General features: G+C 66.6%; 16 protein-coding genes. 12 read left to right on the top strand and 4 right to left on the bottom strand.

The window, feature by feature from the left end; translation table 11 throughout:
* The first annotated feature begins 293 nt into the window (after window positions 1–293).
* Genes HXX10_RS14605 through HXX10_RS14590 form a run of 4 tightly spaced genes read left to right on the top strand, consistent with a single transcriptional unit; the run spans window position 294 to window position 5,554 of the window.
* Window positions 294–1,679, top strand: coding sequence for a phenylacetate--CoA ligase family protein (locus HXX10_RS14605; RefSeq protein ID WP_296523281.1), 1,386 nt, complete (start codon window positions 294–296; stop codon window positions 1,677–1,679).
* A complete protein-coding gene (locus HXX10_RS14600; RefSeq protein WP_296523279.1) occupies window positions 1,676–3,244 on the top strand; it encodes a hypothetical protein in 1,569 nt (522 codons plus the stop codon). The genes HXX10_RS14605 and HXX10_RS14600 overlap by 4 nt, the downstream gene beginning before the upstream one ends.
* Entirely contained in the window at window positions 3,237–4,364 is a 1,128-nt protein-coding gene (wecB, locus tag HXX10_RS14595) for a non-hydrolyzing UDP-N-acetylglucosamine 2-epimerase (protein ID WP_296523278.1), read from the top strand. The genes HXX10_RS14600 and wecB overlap by 8 nt, the downstream gene beginning before the upstream one ends.
* On the top strand, window positions 4,361–5,554 hold the full coding sequence (locus HXX10_RS14590; protein WP_296523276.1) for a glycosyltransferase: 1,194 nt from the start codon (window positions 4,361–4,363) through the stop codon (window positions 5,552–5,554). The genes wecB and HXX10_RS14590 overlap by 4 nt, the downstream gene beginning before the upstream one ends.
* Here the strand turns inward: HXX10_RS14590 and HXX10_RS14585 are convergent.
* From HXX10_RS14585 to HXX10_RS14575, 3 genes are all read right to left on the bottom strand, one after another.
* Entirely contained in the window at window positions 5,533–6,231 is a 699-nt protein-coding gene (locus tag HXX10_RS14585; protein WP_296523274.1) for an ABC transporter ATP-binding protein, read from the bottom strand. The two genes, HXX10_RS14590 and HXX10_RS14585, sit on opposite strands and share 22 nt — an antisense overlap.
* A gap of 51 nt (window positions 6,232–6,282) precedes the next feature.
* Window positions 6,283–7,137, bottom strand: coding sequence for an ABC transporter permease (locus tag HXX10_RS14580; RefSeq protein ID WP_296523272.1), 855 nt, complete (start codon window positions 7,135–7,137; stop codon window positions 6,283–6,285).
* Between the two features lie 111 nt (window positions 7,138–7,248).
* The gene (locus HXX10_RS14575; RefSeq protein WP_296523270.1) at window positions 7,249–8,322 is read right to left on the bottom strand and encodes a glycosyltransferase; all 1,074 of its coding nucleotides are present in this window, start codon (window positions 8,320–8,322) and stop codon (window positions 7,249–7,251) included.
* A gap of 652 nt (window positions 8,323–8,974) precedes the next feature.
* Between HXX10_RS14575 and HXX10_RS14570 the strand changes: the two genes are divergently transcribed.
* From HXX10_RS14570 to HXX10_RS14535, 8 genes are all read left to right on the top strand, one after another.
* A complete protein-coding gene (locus tag HXX10_RS14570) occupies window positions 8,975–10,000 on the top strand; it encodes a glycosyltransferase (RefSeq protein WP_296523268.1) in 1,026 nt (341 codons plus the stop codon).
* 293 nt (window positions 10,001–10,293) lie between these two features.
* Window positions 10,294–10,950: a dTDP-4-dehydrorhamnose 3,5-epimerase gene (rfbC, locus tag HXX10_RS14565; RefSeq protein WP_296523266.1), complete on the top strand. Its 657-nt coding sequence runs from the start codon at window positions 10,294–10,296 to the stop codon at window positions 10,948–10,950.
* Window positions 10,951–10,971: 21 nt separating this feature from the next.
* Complete coding sequence (gene rfbB, locus HXX10_RS14560) at window positions 10,972–12,045, top strand: dTDP-glucose 4,6-dehydratase (RefSeq protein WP_296523264.1); 1,074 nt, start codon at window positions 10,972–10,974, stop codon at window positions 12,043–12,045.
* A 1-nt stretch (window position 12,046) separates the two neighbouring features.
* A complete protein-coding gene (gene rfbD / locus HXX10_RS14555; RefSeq protein ID WP_296523262.1) occupies window positions 12,047–12,931 on the top strand; it encodes a dTDP-4-dehydrorhamnose reductase in 885 nt (294 codons plus the stop codon).
* Window positions 12,928–13,800 carry a glucose-1-phosphate thymidylyltransferase RfbA gene (gene rfbA / locus HXX10_RS14550; protein ID WP_296523260.1) on the top strand — a complete coding sequence of 291 codons (873 nt, stop codon included), beginning with the start codon at window positions 12,928–12,930 and terminating at the stop codon, window positions 13,798–13,800. The genes rfbD and rfbA overlap by 4 nt, the downstream gene beginning before the upstream one ends.
* Before the next feature lie 88 nt (window positions 13,801–13,888).
* Window positions 13,889–15,133 (top strand): hypothetical protein, encoded by a 1,245-nt coding sequence (locus HXX10_RS14545; protein WP_296523258.1) that lies wholly within the window; start codon window positions 13,889–13,891, stop codon window positions 15,131–15,133.
* Window positions 15,134–15,226: 93 nt separating this feature from the next.
* On the top strand, window positions 15,227–16,210 hold the full coding sequence (gene gmd, locus HXX10_RS14540; protein WP_296523256.1) for a GDP-mannose 4,6-dehydratase: 984 nt from the start codon (window positions 15,227–15,229) through the stop codon (window positions 16,208–16,210).
* A gap of 22 nt (window positions 16,211–16,232) precedes the next feature.
* Window positions 16,233–17,192, top strand: coding sequence for an NAD-dependent epimerase/dehydratase family protein (locus HXX10_RS14535; RefSeq protein ID WP_296523254.1), 960 nt, complete (start codon window positions 16,233–16,235; stop codon window positions 17,190–17,192).
* 275 nt (window positions 17,193–17,467) lie between these two features.
* On the opposite strand, the gene HXX10_RS14530 is transcribed toward HXX10_RS14535, so the two are convergent.
* A complete protein-coding gene (locus HXX10_RS14530; RefSeq protein WP_296523252.1) occupies window positions 17,468–18,883 on the bottom strand; it encodes a mannose-1-phosphate guanylyltransferase/mannose-6-phosphate isomerase in 1,416 nt (471 codons plus the stop codon).
* Window positions 18,884–19,163: the final 280 nt, after the last annotated feature.

Below are 19,163 nucleotides of genomic sequence, written 5' to 3'. Positions count from 1 at the left end.
GAGCCCTTGAATCAGCCGACGATCCGCCCTGCAAGCAAATTGAGTACGGACCCTAGTCCTGATCGCTTCGAGGAAGTCGGGCGATCAGAACGGTATCGCCGGCGGCCCTCGCCAGAACGCTGCGGCGTGCCCCGCATGCAAAATCGCCCGGCTCGTCGATCAGGTCGGATCGCTCGATGCTTGCCGTCGATCCTCCTCGATCGCGCCGCGGCGGAGGAGGTCTCGGCGTTGCAATCGCCTCCCGCGGACGGTATGTGATGAACGCGACGGCCTCTGCAATCCAAGATTGAAAAATGCTCCACCGTCTTGTCATCAACGGGCTGCGCGGCGCGACAGCGGCATACATCGCGTACCCGATTGCCGAGCGGCTGGAGAAGCGGGACGTCAGCCGCAAGCAGACGGCGTTCGCGGCCGAGATGCGGCGACCTTTCGCCGAGCGCCGTCGCCGATCGTGGGACGCGCTCGTCGACACCGTTCGCTTCGCCGGGACGATGGTTCCTTATTACAAGGAGTTGTTCCAGCGCATCGGCTTCGATCCCGAGCGGCTCGCCCGCGACGAGCGCTATCTCGACGACATTCCTCATCTGACCAAGGACGTCATTCGCGCCGAGGGCGATCGCCTGCTGCGCCAGGACCACGCGGATTTCGTCAAGCACGTCTCGAAGACTGGCGGATCGACCGGAACGTCCGCCCACATTACCTACGACCAGGAGGCGGCCGACTGGTCGTCGGCTGTCACCCGGCATGCGCGCGCCTGCATCGGCAACACCCATGCCCGCACCGAGCTCCACTTCGCCAGCAAGTTTCCCGACGTCTTTCCCTGGCGGGCGCGCCTTCGCGAGCACCTCAAATGCTTCGCGATGAACCGCTACAACATCTTCTTCGCCACCTTCGAGCCCGACGAGCTCGAGGAGATCTGGCAGAAGATTCGGTCGATCCGGCCGCATCTCGTCCACGCGCATCCCTCGACCATCTATCAGCTTGCGTTGCATGTGCAGGCCCATCACGCCGGGCAGCGCGGGTTCGCCATCTTCGAGTCGTCGGGCGAGCTCCTGACCGCCCGGCAGCGGAGCACGATCGCGCAGGCGCTGCGGTGTGACGTCATCGACCGCTACGGGCTCGCCGAGGTCGGCGTCGTCGCCTACCAGACCGACAGGTGCGCGACGACGATGACGATGTTCGATCCGCTGGCGTGGCCGGAAATCGCGGCGATCGAGGCCGACGACGACCTCCCCTCTCGTCCGCGAGCCAAGACCGGCGAGCTCGTGCTCACCGCCCTCAAGAACCGCGTGATGCCGCTGATCCGCTACCGAACCGGCGACGTCGCCGTGATGGCCGAGACCGACGACGGTTTCGTCGTTCACGAGATGGTCGGCCGCACCCATGACGTGATCGAGATCGGCGGGCGCAAGTTGCCGACCCATTACATCCAGGACGTCCTCGACCGCGTCGGCGGCATCCAGCAGTTCCAGATCGAGCAGCACGGCGGCCAGCCTTTGTTCAGATTGGTGCCGGAGCCCGGATGTGACGCCGAGGGGATCCGCCAACGGCTGGCGGGGTGGTGGCACGACGGCATCGCGGTCGAGTTCGTCGACGCCTCGGCGCTCAAGCTGCAGGGGTGGCGCTCGAAGTTTCGCCATCTCGTCACCACGCCGCAGAACCAGAGCCCGCCGCAATGATCGACCTCTTGTTTCGTGGCGATGCCGAGCCGGCCGCCGAGATCGTCGGCCGGGCGCTGGAGCGATCGTTCACGCGCGGGCAGGTGCGGATCGGCGGCGATCGATGGCCGCAGCCGGCGCCGGGCGCCATCGTGGTCGCCCTCGCGCCGAGCGAGGACGACGCCGAGCGGCTCACCACCCTGGCGCGGAGCGGCAGCAAGATCCTGCTGCTCGGCCCGCTCGGTCCGAAGCTGGCCGATCTCGCCGGGATTTGCCTGTCGCCGATCGAGGATGCATTCGCCGATGCCGCCGCGTGCCCGCCGGCCGCGACCTACGGGCTGAGCCAGAGTGCCGGTGCGGTTCGCTACGCCGACCGCAGCCTCGGCGCGGCGTCGCCGCTGCGCGAGCGCCGGCTGTGCCGGTTCGACTTCACCAACGAGTGGAACAATCTCGGCTTCGGCCGCATCGGCATCGGCGACGATCTCTGGTCGATCGCCGTCACGGCCCGGCCGACGGCGGCCGAGCTGGTCGCCGAACTCGCCGTGGCTGGCCACAGCGTCGGCGCCGTCGCGACGTTGCGCGATACGCCGACCGCGTCGATCCTGTGGTTCGCCCGTCCGGTCGGACCGTTGGACGGCGCCGATTGGCGCGTCGTCGAGACGTTTCTCTCCGACCATCGCCCCGCCGAGCTGCCCTGTCGCCCGCATCTGCGCGACATCCCGCATGGTGTCGCCGCGGCGGTGACGATGCGGCTCGATTGCGACGAGGACATCGCCTCGGCCAGGCCGCTGTATGACCTCTACCGATCGCGCGGCCTTCCCCTGTCGGTCGCGATCAAGACCGACCAGCCGGAGACGCCGGAGCACCTCGCCTTCCTGTCGGATCTGCACGCGGCGGGCGGAACGATCCTGTCGCACTCCGTCTCGCATGCGCCGAACTGGGGCGGCTCGGGCGAGGCGGCGGAGAACGAGGCGCGCGCGTCAAAAGCCTGGCTCGAGTCGCGCGTGCCGGGCCTCACGGTCCGCTACGCCGTCTCGCCGTTCCACCAGAACCCGACCTACGTGCCGGCCGCGCTGGCGCGTGCCGGCTACGACGGCTTCGTCGGCGGGATCATCGCCAACGATCCCGAATACCTGATGGCGCGCGGCGGCCGCGTGCCCTACGGCCCGAGCGGATTCATCTCCCACAGCCAGGCCTGCATGCTGCACGGCGACTGTCTGCTCGCGGACGGCGATCCGATCCGCATCTACAAGGAGGCGTTCCGGATCGCCCGGGCCGGCGGACAGTTCTTCGGCTATCTCGACCATCCGTTCTCGCTCCGCTACGCCTATGGATGGGCGAGCGAAGAGGATCGCCTGTCGAAGCACACGGAGTTTCTGGACTTCATCGCTGCGGAGTGCGCCACGGCCGGCCCCCTGCTGTTCCTCAACGAGGAGACCTGCCTCGATTTCATGCTCGGCAAGGCCGCGACCGAGATCGCCTACGACCGGACGCGGGGCTCCTACCAGGTCTCTCGCACGCACGCCGCCGGCATGCCCCTGTCCGTCGGCTTCCGCGGCGTGATCGGATCGGTGTCCGATGCCTAAGAGCATCATGGTCGTGCTCGGCACGCGGCCCGAGTGCATCAAACTCGCTCCGGTCATCGCCGCACTCGAACGCCGTCCGGAGACCTTCCGGACGATCGTCTGCTCGTCGGGCCAGCACCGGGAAATGCTCGACCAGACTCTCGCCAGCTTCGGGTTGAAGCCGCATATCGACCTCGGCGTCATGCGGCCCGACCAGAGCCTGTCGGAGCTGACGGCGGCGCTGATCACCGCGCTGGCGCGTGCCATCGGCGAGGTCCGGCCCGACTGGATCGTCGTGCAGGGAGACACCACCACGGCGTTCGTCGCCTCCCTGGCCGGGTACTTCCAGCGCGTGCACGTCGCCCATGTCGAGGCGGGGCTGCGCTCCTTCGATCGTTTCAATCCGTTTCCGGAGGAGATCAACCGCAGGCTCGTCGGCGTCATCGCCGATCTGCATTTTGCGCCGACCGAGCGAGCCGCGGCGGCGCTGCGGGCCGAGACCATTCCGGCCGAGAGCATTCATCTGACCGGCAACACGGTCGTCGACGCCTTGGCGATGCTGTGGCGCTCGCTCGACACGCCGGCAGGCGCCGCGCGCATTCTTCCTTCCGTCCGCGCGCTGACCGACCGCACACGGCGGCTCGTGCTCGTCACCTGCCACCGGCGCGAGAGCTTCGGCGGCGATCTCGCCGCCATCTGCCGCGCCGTGCGCCGCATCGCGATCGCGCAGCCGGATTGCGACGTCGTCTACCCGGTCCACCTCAACCCCAATGTCCGCGCCCAGGCGATGCCGTTGCTCGGCGGTCTGCCGAATCTGCACCTGATCGACCCGGTTCCCTACGAGTCGCTGGTTCATCTGTTGTCGCGGGCCGAGCTCGTGCTCACCGATTCGGGCGGCATCCAGGAGGAGGCGCCGAGCTTCGGGGTGCCGGTCCTGGTGTTGCGGTGGAAGACCGAACGTCCCGAAGGCGTGGACGCCGGCTTCGCCGAGCTCGTCGGCGCCGACGAGGACCGCATTGTCGCCCGCGCCGAGGCGCTGCTCGCCGCCGATACGCGGGCCTCGCTGCGCGATCGCCCCAACCCCTACGGCGACGGCCGCGCCGGCGAGCGTATCGCCGACATCCTCGCGGCGACGCCATGACGGACGTCGGCCCCGGCCCAGTCGTGATGTTCTCCACGGCCGACTGGTATTGGCCATACTGGACCAACAAGCAGCACACGGCGGTGCATCTGGCCGGGCGCGGCTACGAAGTGCTCTACATCGAAAGCGTCGGCATCCGGCCGCCGGGGCTGAACGCCATCGACGTCCGCCGCATCGCCAAGCGGCTCTGGCACGGCCTCCGCCCCGCCCACGAGGTGCGCCGCAATGTCTGGCTGCTGTCGCCGCTGACGATCCCGTTCGGACATCGCGTCCCGGCCATCCAGGCCTTCAACGCGTGGCAGCTGCGCCGCCGGATCCGGTCTTGGCTGCGCCGGCGCGGCCGGCCGATCGTCTGGACCTATCACCCGTACATGACCGATGCCGTCGACGACCTCGCGCCGGAGTCGGTCGTCTATCATTGCGTCGACAATCTCGGCGTCATCCCGGGGGTCGACCAGGTCGCCTATGACCGCGAGGAGAAGCGCCTGCTGGCGCGGGCCGACCATGTCTTCGCCACCAGCCCAGCGCTGCGCGATCGTTGTGCGGCGACGGCGACGGCGACCACGCACTATTTCGCCAACGTGGCCGATGTCGATCATTTCGCCACGTCCCGACTCTCCGGCGAGTTGCCGGGCGATCTGGCTGCGATCCCCGAGCCCCGGTTGATGTATGTCGGCGTGATCTCCGACTTCAAGATCGACCTCGGATTGATCGACGAGATCGCGGCGCGCCGGCCCGGCTGGCACATCGTCTTCATCGGCGACGAGCGCGAAGGCCAGAAGAGCCCGGCAGTCGCCCGTCTCGCCGCTCGCGCGAACGTCCATTTCCTGGGGTGGCGGCCCTACGAGCAGTTGCCGGCCTATCTGCGCGGTGCCGCCGTCGCGCTGCTGCCGCAGGCGATCAACGACTACACGCGCGCGATGTTCCCGATGAAGTTCTTCGAGTATCTGAGCGCCGGACGGCCGGTGGTCGCCACGCCGCTGCCGGCCCTGGCCGAGTTCGGCGCGTTCCATCGGACCGCGTCGAATCAGCCCGACTTCATCGCGGCGATCGCCTCCGCGCTCGCCGAGGCCGAGTCAGGAAACGCGGCGTTGCCGCTCGATCATCCGCTGCTGCGCACCTATTCCTGGCAGGCGCGCCTCGACCAGATGCTCGCGATCGTCGACCGTCAGATCACCAGCTCCGGCTGATAACGCCGGATGACCTCTCGCGGCTCGCCCGAGGCGACGATCCTGTGGTCCTCGATCAGGTGGGCTTCGTCGCACAGGCGGACCACGTCGGAAGCCGAATGCGACACCATGACGATGGTCCCGCCATCGGCACGGAAGCGGTTGATCACGTCGTAGCACTTGGCCTGGAACGAGAAGTCTCCGACCGCCAAAACCTCGTCGACGATCAGGATCTCGGGATCGAGCTGGGACACCACGGCGAAGCCGAGCCGCGCCAGCATTCCGGACGAATAGAACCGCACGGGCGTGTCGATGTGCTCGCGAAGCTCGGCGAAGTCGACGATCGCGTCCAGGCGGCGAAGGATTTCGGCACGCCTGAATCCCAGCACGATGCCGTAGAGCTCGATGTTCTCCCGCCCGGTGAGATCGGGATGGAATCCCGCCCCGAGCTCCAGCAGCGACGACACCTTGCCATATACCGAGACCCGCCCGGTGCTGGGGACCAGCACGCCGGCGATGAGCCCCAGGAGCGTGCTCTTGCCGGCACCGTTTCGCCCGACGAAAGCGACCGTCGTGCCCCTGCGGATTTCGAAAGACAGATCCTGCAGCACGTAGGTTTCGGGGCGCTTGTACTTGGCCATCCGCGGCAGGTTGAGAATGGCGTTCTTCAGGCCACCGCCGAGGAAGCGGTGGTCCATGTATGCCTTCGAGACGTTTTCAAAGCGAACCGCGACGGTCATGTTCGGGACTCACAGGACTTCGGCGAAACGCGAGACGAGCCGACGATAGATGAATATCCCGAACGCGAGGCTCAGTGCCGCCAGCAGATAGACTCGACCGATCGACGACCACTGCAGCGTGCTGTTCAGGAACAGCGCGCGCCATGACTCGATCACCGGGGTCATCGGATTCAGATTGATGAAGATCCGGTAGCCCTCCGGAACACGGTCCACCGGGTACAGCACCGGCGACAGATAGAACAGGATGTTGAGCGCAATCTGCAGGATCCGCTCCATGTCGCGGAAGAACAGATTGATCGACGCCAGCGCGAACCCGACGCCGAGCAGGAAGAGGAACTGGCCCGGAAGAATCAGCAGAATCCCGACCAGCATGATCGGGCTGATGGAGAGATGGTGCGACCACAGGAACACGAAGATGACCGGAATCGACATCAGGAAATGAAACGCATCCTGCATGTCGAGCGCGATCGGGAGCACGAAGCGCGGAAAGACGGCCTTCTTGATGAGATTGCCGTTCGCCAGATAGACCGAGCACGACCCGATGAAGAAGTTCGTCGCCCACTGCCACACGAACAGGCCGACGATCAGGAACACGACGAAGTTCGGAATGCTGCTCTTGAAAATGATCTCGAACGCGAAATAGAAGACGAAGGCCGAGGCCAAGGGGTTGGCGAGCGACCACAGATAGCCGAACAGATTGTTCTTGTAGCGGACCTTGATCTCCTTGCGCGCCAGCGTCCAGATCAGCTCGCAGTAGTAAACGATCCGATCGAGGAGCGACGGCTGCGCCCGCATCCCGCTGGGCTGGATGCTCGGCACCGTGGTCTGCGGCAGTTGCTGGGGATTCTCGGAAATCGTCGTCATCCTCTCGTCATCCACGCACGAAACCGTCGATTGCTCGTCTTCGCCGGACCGGCAGGCTGCGGGCGCCATGGGTCGGGCACCATGCTTTCGGCACGTCCTTCTCCGCGGATATCACGCTCGGTGAATGGCCCGATGACGGCCCCGCGCAGCCTCGGCGGCCGCCTCTTCATATAGCCTTTCGACCCGTGCCACAAACGCCGACTGGTCGTATTCCTCGGCAATCCGGGCGCGCGCCCCCGCAGCGAGGCGGTCCGCGAGATCGGAATCGTCGAGAATGCGGGTCAGGGCGCGCGCGAGCCCGGCCGGATCACCCGGCGCGACAGTAAGGGCTTCCGAATCGTGGCGTGCCACCCGGGGCACCGCCGTCGGCAGGGCCGTGTTCACGATCGGCCGGCCGACCGCCATCGCCTCGAGCTGGGCGATCCCGAAGGTCTCGGCCGCGGACACCGAAGGCAGCACGAACACCTTGGCAGCGTGCAGATAGGTCTTCAGATCGTCGCGCGACACGGCCCCGACGAAGCGCACCCGGTCCGCCACCCCGAATCGTTGGGCGGCCGCGGCGAGCTCGGCGCGCAACGGCCCCTCCCCCACGATGACGAGCGTCGCGTCCACCGCGGCGAACGCTTCGACGAGGACATCGAAGCCCTTGTAGGTCACCAGCCGGCCCGATGCCACGACGAGGCGCGGATTTCTCGCCCGGATGTCGTCGGCTTGCGCCTGCTGCGGAGAATCGAGGTGCTGCCAGTACGCGATCTCCACCCCGAAGGGAATCGCGACGCATTTGGCGGCATGCGGCTTCAGGAACGGCGACGACTCCACCAGCGCCATGTCGGAGACGATGACGCGGCGCGCGCCGGCCAGAGTCCGTCGGATGAGAGGGGCAACGAACGGCAGGAGCGCCCGCTGCTTGACGATCTCGGAATGCCAATGGACGACGACGGCGGTTTCGTCGCCCAAGCCGAGCAGCGAGGCGATGTCGCTCAGCGGAAAGGGCAGATGAAGGGCGACAACGTCGAACTGCCGGGCACGGCGTGCGAGAACGAACGGAAACGACGGGGCGATCGGCATCGACAGCAACTCGCCGAGCGACGCGACCGCCTCCACGGGCGCCCCTTCGTACTTGTAACGGCGCCCGAGGCCACGCCGGCGCGCCACCAGTACTTCACTCTCGACGCGGCTGGTCATGCCGCAAACCAGCAATCGAATCGCTTCCGGAATGCCTCCAAAGCACTCCGGAAGGTACGTCTTGTAGCTGTGTAGAACCCTCATGGCGACGTCATGTGCCTCTGTCGGCATTCGCTCCGGCGGCACCCCGCCGCCCCGGACTCGATGCATCCGGGGCCTGTGAGGCCAGCGTCGACCGAACGAGGGCCGATTGTCTCCTCACGGGATGGACTCTGGCGCGGCGTGCCGAGCATCGTTGACATTCAGTCGGCTTTGAGGCGGTCCGCAGACAAACGCGGGCGCATTCTCCGCAATGAATCTGGGCGAGCCAAACACTTGAGCTTTCGGGATTGCGTGTCTCGATCGAGACGGAGCGCATGTCACTGATTCATCGTCAAACTTTACCCAGCAGTGACAACACGAGGATGACGATCAAAACGACACCGACAGTTGCCGCTGACCTTCGCATATTGGGCCCGCGAGGACCGGGGCCGCCGTCACGGTACGATGCGACCGATGATCATAGGCAACGGGTGGCGATGTCGCAACTTTCGTATTATGGGTAACCATGAACTGTCCGGGCGAGCCACGTGAGTGCTGTTCGCAGGTCGGACGGCGACCGCCGGCCACCGGCCGATATGGGCAGAACACGGCCGTTCGTATAATTTGGACCGTGGCGCGCCGCTCCGATCCTTCGTACCGCAGACATCTCGACCGGGTTTGTTCCATGCAAGTACTGTTCAACACCTATCCGTGGGCCTTCGCGACGCCGGGTGGCGGCGAAATGCAGCTCCTGAAGTATTGCGAGCACCTACCGACACATGGGATACGACCGATCCTGCACGACATCTGGAAGCCGAATTTCGACACCGCCCTCGTTCACTTCTTCTCCTGCATCGGCGGCTCGATCCATTTTTGCGGATATGTCCGTTCGCGCGGCCTGCCGCTGGTGATCTCGTCGTCGCTCTGGCTGACCGAGGAGACGACCGGGCTTTATCCGATCGACGAAATCAGGGCGCAGTTGTCGATAGCGGACCTCGTCATCACCAACTCGGAGATGGAATCGGCGGCCCTCTCGCGGGTGCTGGGGCTCCCGCGAGAGCGTTTCGCCGCGGTCATGAACGGCGTGGACCTGTGGTTCGCACAGCCGCCCGATCCGAGCGTCTTCCGGTCCCATTTCGGGATCGACGGCCCGTTCGTCCTGACGGTCGGCAATGTCGAGCCGCGCAAGAACCAGCTCGGGCTGATCAAAGCGATGGAGGGCCACGCGCTGCCGATCGTGGTGATCGGCCATGTGCGGGACAAAGGCTACGCCGACCTCGCATTCGGCCCGGCCGGCGAGCGCGTCCGCTTTCTCGGCCCGCTCGATCACGCGGACCCGCGTCTCGCCTCGGCCTACGCGGCCTGCGCCGCATTCGTACTGCCATCGACGCTGGAGACCCCGGGCCTAGCGGCCCTCGAGGCAGCGGCCGCCGGAGCGCCGCTCGTCATCACGCGCGAGGGCTCGACACGCGAGTACTTCGGCGACATGGCGCAGTACGTCGATTATGCCGACCCGACCGACATTCGCCGCGGCATCGACGCCGCGCTGGCAGCTGGGGCGCACCCGGTGCTTTCGCGCCATGTCGCCGAGAACTTCGGATGGGAGACCGTCACGGCGAGGCTTGCGTCGGTCTACAGGGACCTAGCCACCCTATGAAGCGAACCGGTCGGCGACAAGGGGCCCCGTATCTCGCATTCGGTCATCGTCGCACCGACCGGGAGCTACCCTCGGATCTGTCCTGAAGGGGACCGCGACGACGCCCGGGAGCCCTCCGGACCGTTGGAATTTTTCCGGCCGTTGGAGTACCATAGCGTCGGCCCGCCAACGCCGCCGGCGGCCGTGCCTCGCCCGATTATTTCAAAGTATTCAACGAGGGAATTGCGGGCGGCCGATCGATCGCCTAGGGTCCGGCCGGGCCGGGCGACCCGCCCGGAACGGCTCGGGGATCCATGAATACTGGTGCACATCATCCGGCGGCAGGCCCTGGGTCCGGCGATCCGTCGCGGGTCGGCCCGGACGGCCAGGGCCAGGGCGACGCCGCAAGGCTGCCCCGCCTGATCGTGCCGCGGCGCTTTCCGGACCAGCGCGGCTGGTTCAGCGAGACCTGGAACGCGCGGCGGTTGGCCGCCGACGGGCTCGCCATCGACTTCGTTCAGGACAACCAGTCGTATTCGGCGCAGCGCGGCACCATCCGAGGCCTGCATTTCCAGGCGCCGCCGCACGCCCAGGGCAAGCTGGTACGGACCCTGCGTGGCCGCATCTACGACGTCGCCGTCGACATCCGCCGCGGCTCGCCGACCTACGGGCAGTTCGTCGGCGCCGAGCTAACGGCCGAGAACGGCCACCAGCTCTGGATCCCGGTCGGCTTCGCGCACGGCTTCTGCACCCTCGATGACGACGTCGACGTCGCCTACAAGGTGACCGACTATTACGCCCCGGAGTGCGAGGGCGGCCTGCGCTTCGACGATCCGGACATCGGCATTCCCTGGCCGCTCGACGGCGCCGCCTGCGTGTCCGACAAGGACGCCGTGCTGCCCGGCCTGCGCGGCTTCGAGAGTCCGTTCGACTGTGACGGCGTGCCGCTGCGCGCACTCGCAACCGGCTGAGGACGAGGACGGGGCGGGGAGATGCTGCAAGGCAAGCGTATTCTGGTGACGGGCGGAGCCGGCTTCATCGGCTCGGCGGTCGCGCATCACCTGATGCTCGAGACCGGCGCCGACGTGCTGGTGCTCGACAAGCTCACTTATGCGGGCAACCTCGCCTCGCTGGAGGCGCTCGAGCGACACCCGCGGTACCGCTTCGCGCAGGGCTGCATCTGCGACGCGCCCCGACTTGCGGAGCTGTTCGAAATATTCGACCCCGACGCCGTGATGCATCTCGCCGCCGAAAGCCATGTCGATCGCTCGATCGACGGGCCGGCCGACTTCATCACCACCAATGTGGTCGGTACCTACACGCTGTTGCAGGCGACGCTGGCGCATTGGCGGCAACTGCCGCCGGCGCGCGCGAAGGACTTCCGGTTTCACCACGTGTCGACCGACGAGGTGTTCGGCGCGCTCGGCGAGGAGGGCCTGTTCACCGAAACGACGCCGTACGATCCGCGCTCGCCTTATTCGGCCTCGAAGGCATCGTCCGATCATCTGGTCAGCGCCTGGGGGCACACCTACGGGCTGCCGGTGGTGATCAGCAACTGCTCGAACAATTACGGGCCGCGGCAGTTCCCGGAGAAGCTGATCCCGCTCGTCATCATCAAGGGCTTGGCCGGCGAGCCGATGCCGGTCTACGGCGAGGGCCGGAACGTCCGCGATTGGCTCTATGTCGAGGACCACGCCCGCGCGCTGGCGTTGATTCTCGAACGCGGCCGCGTGGGGGAAACGTATAATATCGGGGGTGCCGCCGAGCGGCGCAACATCGACGTGGTGACGACGCTTTGCGCCGTGCTGGACGACCTTGCCCCCCAAAAGACCGGGCCACACCGCGACCTGATCACCTTCGTGCGCGACCGGCCGGGACACGACTTCCGTTACGCCATCGACTTCTCGAAGCTCGAATCCGAGCTCGGCTGGCGGCCGCGCGAGTCCTTCGAGTCCGGCATCGCTCGCACGGTCGCCTGGTATCTGGACAATCGCGGCTGGTGGGAGCCGCTCCTGCAGGCGCACGACGCGGCCGCCCGCCGCGGCCTCGCGACGGGCGGGCGCTGACATGAACATTCTGCTGTTCGGCGGCGAAGGCCAGCTCGGCCAGGAAATCCTGCTCCAGGCGGTCCCGGCTCATCGGGTTGTCGCGCCGACGCAGGCCGCGCTCGATCTCGCTGTGGCCGAGGCGATCACCGAAGCAGTTTCGAACGAGCCGTGGAGCGTGATTATCAACGCGGCCGCCTATACGGCGGTCGACCGCGCCGAGCAGGACCGCGACACGGCCTTTGCGATCAATGCGACGGCGCCGCAGACGATCGCAGAGGCGGCGGCGCGGCGCGGCATCCCGCTCCTGCACGTCTCGACCGACTATGTGTTCGACGGCCTGAAAGGCGCGCCCTACCAGCCCGACGACCCGGTGTCGCCGCTCGGGGTCTACGGCGCCAGCAAGGAGGCGGGCGAGCGCGCCGTGCGGCGGGCCAATCCGCGCCATGTCATCCTGCGCACCGCCTGGCTCTACAGTCCGTTCGGCGCCAATTTCGTCAAGACCATGCTGCGGCTCGCCACTGATCGCGACATCCTCAAGGTGGTCGACGACCAGCGCGGCTGCCCGACCGCGGCCGCCGATCTCGCCGCCGCATGCCTCGTGATCGCCGGCCGGCTCGCCGCCCCGGCGGACGCGCCATACGGGACCTACCATTTCACCAATGCGGGCGAGACCACCTGGTGCGGCTTCGCCCGCGCCATCTTCGAGACCGCCGGTCCGCGGCTCCCGAAGATCCCGCAGGTCTTTCCGATCACCACGGCCGAGTATCCGACCCCGGCCCGCCGGCCCGTCGATTCGCGGCTCGACTGCGCCGAGACGATCGCACGCTTTGGAGTCGTGCAGCCCGAATGGCGCACGGCGCTCGCCGCGACCCTCGACCGGCTGCTGCAGAGGACTGAGTCATGAAAGGCATCATCCTGGCCGGCGGCAGCGGCACCCGCCTCTATCCGGCGACGCTGGCGGTCAACAAGCAGCTCCTGCCGGTCTACGACAAGCCGATGATCTATTACCCGCTGTCGGTGCTGATGCTGGCCGGCATCCGGGAGATCCTGCTGATCTCGACGCCGGAGCATCTCGGCTTCTACAAGCATCTGCTCGGCGACGGATCCGCCTGGGGCATCCACATCGACTACATCGTGCAGGACAAGCCGATCGGGCTCGCCCACGCCTTCATCCTCGGGCACGACTTCGTCGGCGCCGACAAGGTCTGCCTGATCCTCGGCGACAACATCTTTTACGGCCACGGCCTGAGCGCCGAGCTTGCGCGGGCCGCGGAGTCCGACGCGGGCGCGACCGTGTTCGGCTACTTCGTGCGCGATCCGAGCCAATACGGCGTCGTCGTCTTCGACGAGGCCGGCAAGCCTGTCGAGCTGATCGAGAAGCCGACGACATACCGCTCACCCTGGGCCGTCACCGGCCTCTACTTCTATGACAACCGCGTGCTCGACATCGCCGCAAACCTGAAGCCCTCGCCGCGCGGAGAGCTGGAGATCACCGACGTCAATCGCCGCTATCTCGAGCTCGGTGCCCTCGACGTGGTGAAGCTCGGCCGCGGCTATGCCTGGCTCGACACCGGCACGCACGACGCGCTGCTGGAGGCATCCGAGTTTGTGCGCTCGATCCAGACCCGCCAGGGCCTGCTGGTCGGCTGCCCGGAGGAGATCGCCTATCAGCAGGGATTCATCGACGCCGACGCGATCCTGCGCCTCGCCGCCCGATTCGAGAAGACCGCCTATGGCGCCTATCTGCGCCGAGTGGTGGAGGGCGATCAGTAACGCGCACCCCGTTCGTGCCTCGTCGCGCGCCGCCGGGCGGGACGGACGCCTGCGGTCCTGCGACTTCGATGATGCGAGAGTTGACACGATGATCCGTCTGCCATGGCTTTCATCGTTTCGCGCCAAGGTGCAGACTTGGTATCCGCACTTCGGCGCCTTCATGGCCTGGCTCGCGCTGCTGATGCTGGTGTCGCCGCGCCAGATTCACAACACGACCTTCTATGTCTTCCTTCTCGTGCCCTTCGTCCTGGCGTTGACGGGTGACGACGTGCGGTCGCTCGCCTCGTCCTGGGTGATCCGCCTCACCGCGCTCTGGCTCGTCGTGCTCTGGATGTCGCCGGCCTGGACTCCTCCGATCGACTTGAGCACATGGGCCACGCTCGGGCGATTCGGCGCTTCGAACTTTCTCCTCCTGCTCCTGGCCGTGTGGCTGTTCGCCGCCGACCCGCGACGCATCGGCACCATGTTCCTCTGGCTCGGAGTCGTGGGGGCGGGGATCGGGGCCGTGTCGGTGGTGCAGTATTTCTCGGTGCCGGCCGACGGCACGCGATTCATCATCGGACATTGGAACGTCAATGTCGGCGCCGGGATCCTGGGGTTGATCACGGTCGGCCTCGTGTGCGGCCCGGCGACGAATTGGTCGATGCGCCGGCGGGCCTTCGCCAGTGTGGCGCTCGCCGTGGTTCTGTCGTTCTTCGTCGTCCTGACGGCGAGCCGCGCCCCGGTGCTGGCCGCCGTGGTGAGCATCCTGTTCGCCGCAGCCACCGGCGGATCGCGCCGGATCGTCGGTGCGACCGTGCTGCTGGCGAGCGCGCTCACGCTACTCGCCTATGCCTCGGGCGTGATCGATCTCGGCAATTGGCTGGCGCGGGCCGACGCCAAGCGGTTCGACATCTGGGAGTTCTACGGACGGCTCGCCTTGGAGCACGTGATGGTCGGCCACGGCATCGATCAGGAATTCAAGTTCGTAGTGCCGGAGCTCAGGCTCGACACCCCGCACAACATGTTTCTCGGCAATCTGCTCTACGGAGGACTCGCGAGCGTCGTCGCCTATGTCCTCCTGATGGGAACCAGCGTTTGGGTCGGGATCGACCGGGTGAGGCGGTCGGGCGACCTGCTGCCGCTCGCGCTCACGCTCTATCTGTTCTTGCACGGCCAGTTCGAGTCATCGCTGCCGTTCCACGGCGCCGACTGGCGATGGATGTACTACTGGCTGCCGCTCGCGGCTGCCGCCACTGCCGAGCTGGCCCTGCGGGCGAGCCCGCCCGCGGGAGGAACAACACGGATAGTGGTTTCGGCATGTCCCCCGAATAATAGACCTTCCAAAAAGTGAGTGGACTCGACGACTACCCTGCGTCGGGGATAAGACGTCGAACTGATGTCGAACGACAAAGTTGCTTAGAACTGTCCAGCCGCAGAGGTTCCCATGAAACGCGTCTTGATCACTGGAGTCACCGGCCAGGATGGAGCGTATCTGTCCCAATTGCTGCTCGCCAAAGGATACGAGGTTTATGGACTCGTCCGACGCAGCAGCGCCATGGACGTCATGGACGAGAAGCTGCGTTGGCTCGGCGTCGCCGACCACATTCGGATGGTGGACGGCAATCTCACGGACCTGTCATCACTCCTCCGAGTTTTGAAAGACGTCAAGCCGGACGAGGTCTACAACCTCGGTGCCCAGTCCTTCGTGAAGTCGTCTTGGAACCAGCCGCTCCTCACCGGCAGCGTGACCGGACTCGGGGCGGCGAACGTGCTCGAAGCAGTCCGCCTGGAGGCGCCGGGAGCGAGGTTCTATCAAGCCTCGTCGTCGGAGATGTTCGGTCTCATTCAAGAGCCTCGCCAGTCCGAGAAGACCCCGTTCTATCCGCGGTCGCCCTACGCGGCCGCCAAGCTCTATGCGCATTGGATGACGGTGAACTATCGCGAGAGCTTCGGCCTCCATGCGTCCAGCGGCATCCTGTTCAACCATGAATCGCCCTTGCGTGGCATCGAGTTCGTCACCCGCAAGATCACCGACGGCGTGGCGCGCATCAAGCTCGGGCTCCAGGAGAAACTGGCCCTCGGCAATCTCGACGCGAAACGCGACTGGGGGCACGCCCGCGACTACGTCAAAGCCATGTGGTTGATGCTCCAGCAGGACAAGCCCGACGACTATGTCGTCGCGACCGGTCGCACGGCGTCAGTTCGCGAGTTCTGTGACATCGCCTTTTCCCATGTCGGTCTCCGGGCGGACGACCACATCACCACCGACGCGCGCTATCTGCGTCCGGCAGAGGTCGAAGTTCTACTCGGCGACCCCACCAAGGTCCGTGACCGCCTCGGCTGGAGGTCGGAGACGAGCCTCGAAGCCCTGGTGGCTGAAATGGTGGAGGCAGACTTGAAGCGCGTCGCACGTCGCGTTGCATCTTGAGCTTCGATGAAAGGTGACGCCGGTGCGAATCCTGATCACGGGCGCGAACGGCTTCGTCGGCCCTTACGTGTGCGAGGCCATCGCGCAGATATTCGGTCGAACTGCGGTGACGATTCCGACCGCGCGTGACCGGTGCGACGACCCGCTCCTCGGTCCGCTCGCCGGGCTGGATATCACGGACCCTGTTGCGGTCGATGCAGCCATCACCGACGTCAATCCCGATGTCATCATTCATCTCGCCGGAATCGCAGCTCCGGCGGTAGCGAATTCGGATTGGAAGGAAGCCTGGCGTATCCACGTCAGCGGAACATTGAACATTGCTCACGCCGTTCTGCGGCGCGCACCAGACTGCGTACTCTTGTCCGTCGGATCGGGGCTGGTTTACGGCGACAGCGCGCGCTCGGGCGCTCCGATGGACGAAGCAACATTGCTCGCACCCATGGACGAATACGCGTCGACCAAGGCAGCGGCCGATCTCGCTCTCGGCGCCCTCGCATCCCGCGGCCTCCGCGCAATTCGGATACGCCCGTTCAACCACACTGGACCGCGGCAGTCCGACGGCTTCTTTCTCCCGAACATGGCGATGCAGATCGCCCGTATCGAGGCCGGGTTGCAGCCGCCGGTAATCAAGGTCGGCAATCTCGAGGCGGAACGAGACTTCCTTCACGTGCGAGACGTCGCCAAGGCCTATGCCTTGGCGGTACGAAACGCGGGGTCGCTGCCATCCGGGGCCATCCTGAACATTGCCTCCGGGACCGCATACAAGATGCGGACTCTACTGGACCGCCTCCTCGCGACGGCCAATGTCGGCATCCGGGTGGAGCAGGACCCGGCGCGGATGCGCCCGGCCGATTTGCCTCGGATCGTCGGCAATCCCGGCCTCGCCCATCGCCTTCTCGGCTGGACCCCACGCTACTGCATCGATGAGATCCTGGCCGAAGTTCTGGGCCACTGTCGTGGCATCGTATCGGCTCAGAGATGAGATTTCGCTGCCACTCGGCCGACCTCCGAACCACCAGACCATCACATCCGCCACTGTGCCCACTCGTGATGAGCGGCACCAAAGCACCGAACGTCCTTCGTTTCTCGAAACAATTGGTAGAGGCTGTCCGCGACCCGCAGCACCGCCAAACTGGCCCTGCAGTGTGGCCATCCGCACCAGGAAAGGCCCGCGCGGCCAGGGCTTGGAGCCGGTCCCAGCGACGCGAAACGGGTTCGCCGTAGGGCCATCCGCCGAAGACGGCGCCGCGCCGCCCCTCACTCGCGCTTGTAGACGTCGTCGAGGCGGACGATGTCGTCCTCGCCCAGATAGCTGCCGGTCTGCACCTCGATCAGCTCGAGCGGAATCTTGCCCGGATTGGCCAGCCGGTGCACGGCGCCGATCGGGATGTAGATCGACTCGTTCTCGTGCACCATCTTGTGGGTCTCGCCCGCCGTCACCTCGGCGGTGCCGCGCACCACCACCCAGTGCTCGGCGCGATGATAATGCTTCTGCAGCGAGAGCTGCGCGCCCGGCGCCACCACGATGCGCTTGACCTGATAGCGCTCGCCGTGGTCGAGCGAATCGTAGTGCCCCCACGGCCGATGACAGAGCCGGTGCTCGACGGCCTCGCTGCGCCCCTGCTTCTTCAGCTCGGCGACCATCGCCTTGACGTCCTCGGCGCGCGCGCGCGGCAGCACCAGCACGGCGTCGGGCGTCGTCACGATCACCAGATCCTTGACGCCGAGCGCCACCGTCAGGCGGTCCTCGGCATGGACGATGCAGTCCTGCGCCTCGAAGACGGCGGCCGGGCCGGACAGCACGTTGCCGGCATTGTCACGCGGCGCGACGTCGAACACCGCGTCCCACGAGCCGATGTCGGACCAGCGGAACCGGCCCTCGATCACGGCGGCCCGGTCGGTGCGCTCCATCACGGCGTAGTCGATCGACTTCTGCGGCGCCGCTCCGAACGCCTCCGCGTCGAGCCGCACGAAGCCGAGATCGAGCGTGGCACGGTCGACCGCGGTCTCGACGGCACGCGCCATCTCGGGCTCGAAGCGGGCGAGCTCGGACAGCAGCGTCTCGGCGCCGAACAGGAAGTTGCCGGAGTTCCACAGATAGCCTTCGGCGACGTAGCGGGCCGCCGTGCCGGCATCGGGCTTCTCGACGAAGGCATCGACGGCGGCGACGCCCTCGGTACCGATCGCGGCGCCGCGCCGGATGTAGCCGTAGCTGGTCTTCGGGGCGAAGGGCAGGATGCCGAACGTGACGATGCTGCCGCTCTCCGCCGCCTCGAGACCGGCCGCGCAGGTCGCCTCGAACACGTCCTGGTCGAGGATCACGTGATCGGCCGCGATCGCCAGCACGACGGCATTCGGATCCCGCTTGCGGGCGAGCGCCGCACCGGCCGCGATGGCCGGGCCGGAATCACGCCGCATCGGCTCCAGCACGACGGTGGCGTCGAGGCCGAGCTCCTCGGCCTGGGTGCGGGCGAAGAAGCGGAAGTCGTTCGCCGTCATCACGATCGGCGGCGCGAACAGCGCCGGCGAGGAGACCCGCGCCAGTGCCTGCTGATAGGTCGAGCGCGCGCCGACCAGCGGCAGGAACTGCTTGGGCATCGCGTCGCGCGACACCGGCCACAGACGGGTGCCGGACCCGCCGGCCAAAAGAAGGGGGATGATCTTGCGAGCCATGGGATGACCGTATGCAGCCGTGCGAAGGCGCACGCGCGCCGTGAACAAGATGGTCGGCGCAGCCGCAAGATGGCCTTCCGGACGCGCCGGCGATTGCTTAAGCCATTTCGGGTGCGAATCAAACCCTGGCGGCTCGTCGCCCCGGCCCGGTCTCGATGACGTTGCGACGCGACCGGCCGACTCACGGCGATCTGCCTCGTTCGCCATCGAGCTTTGCGTCGGGAGCTTCGCGACCGCCATGCCGATCCGCCGATTGACAAGACGACGCCTCGCGTATGAT

It is taken from the genome of Rhodoplanes sp. (genome assembly GCF_013377085.1).
Classification (GTDB): Bacteria; Pseudomonadota; Alphaproteobacteria; order Rhizobiales; family Xanthobacteraceae; genus Rhodoplanes.
Note: the sequence above shows the minus strand (reverse complement) of the source record. Positions and strands in the feature narration are given on the sequence as shown.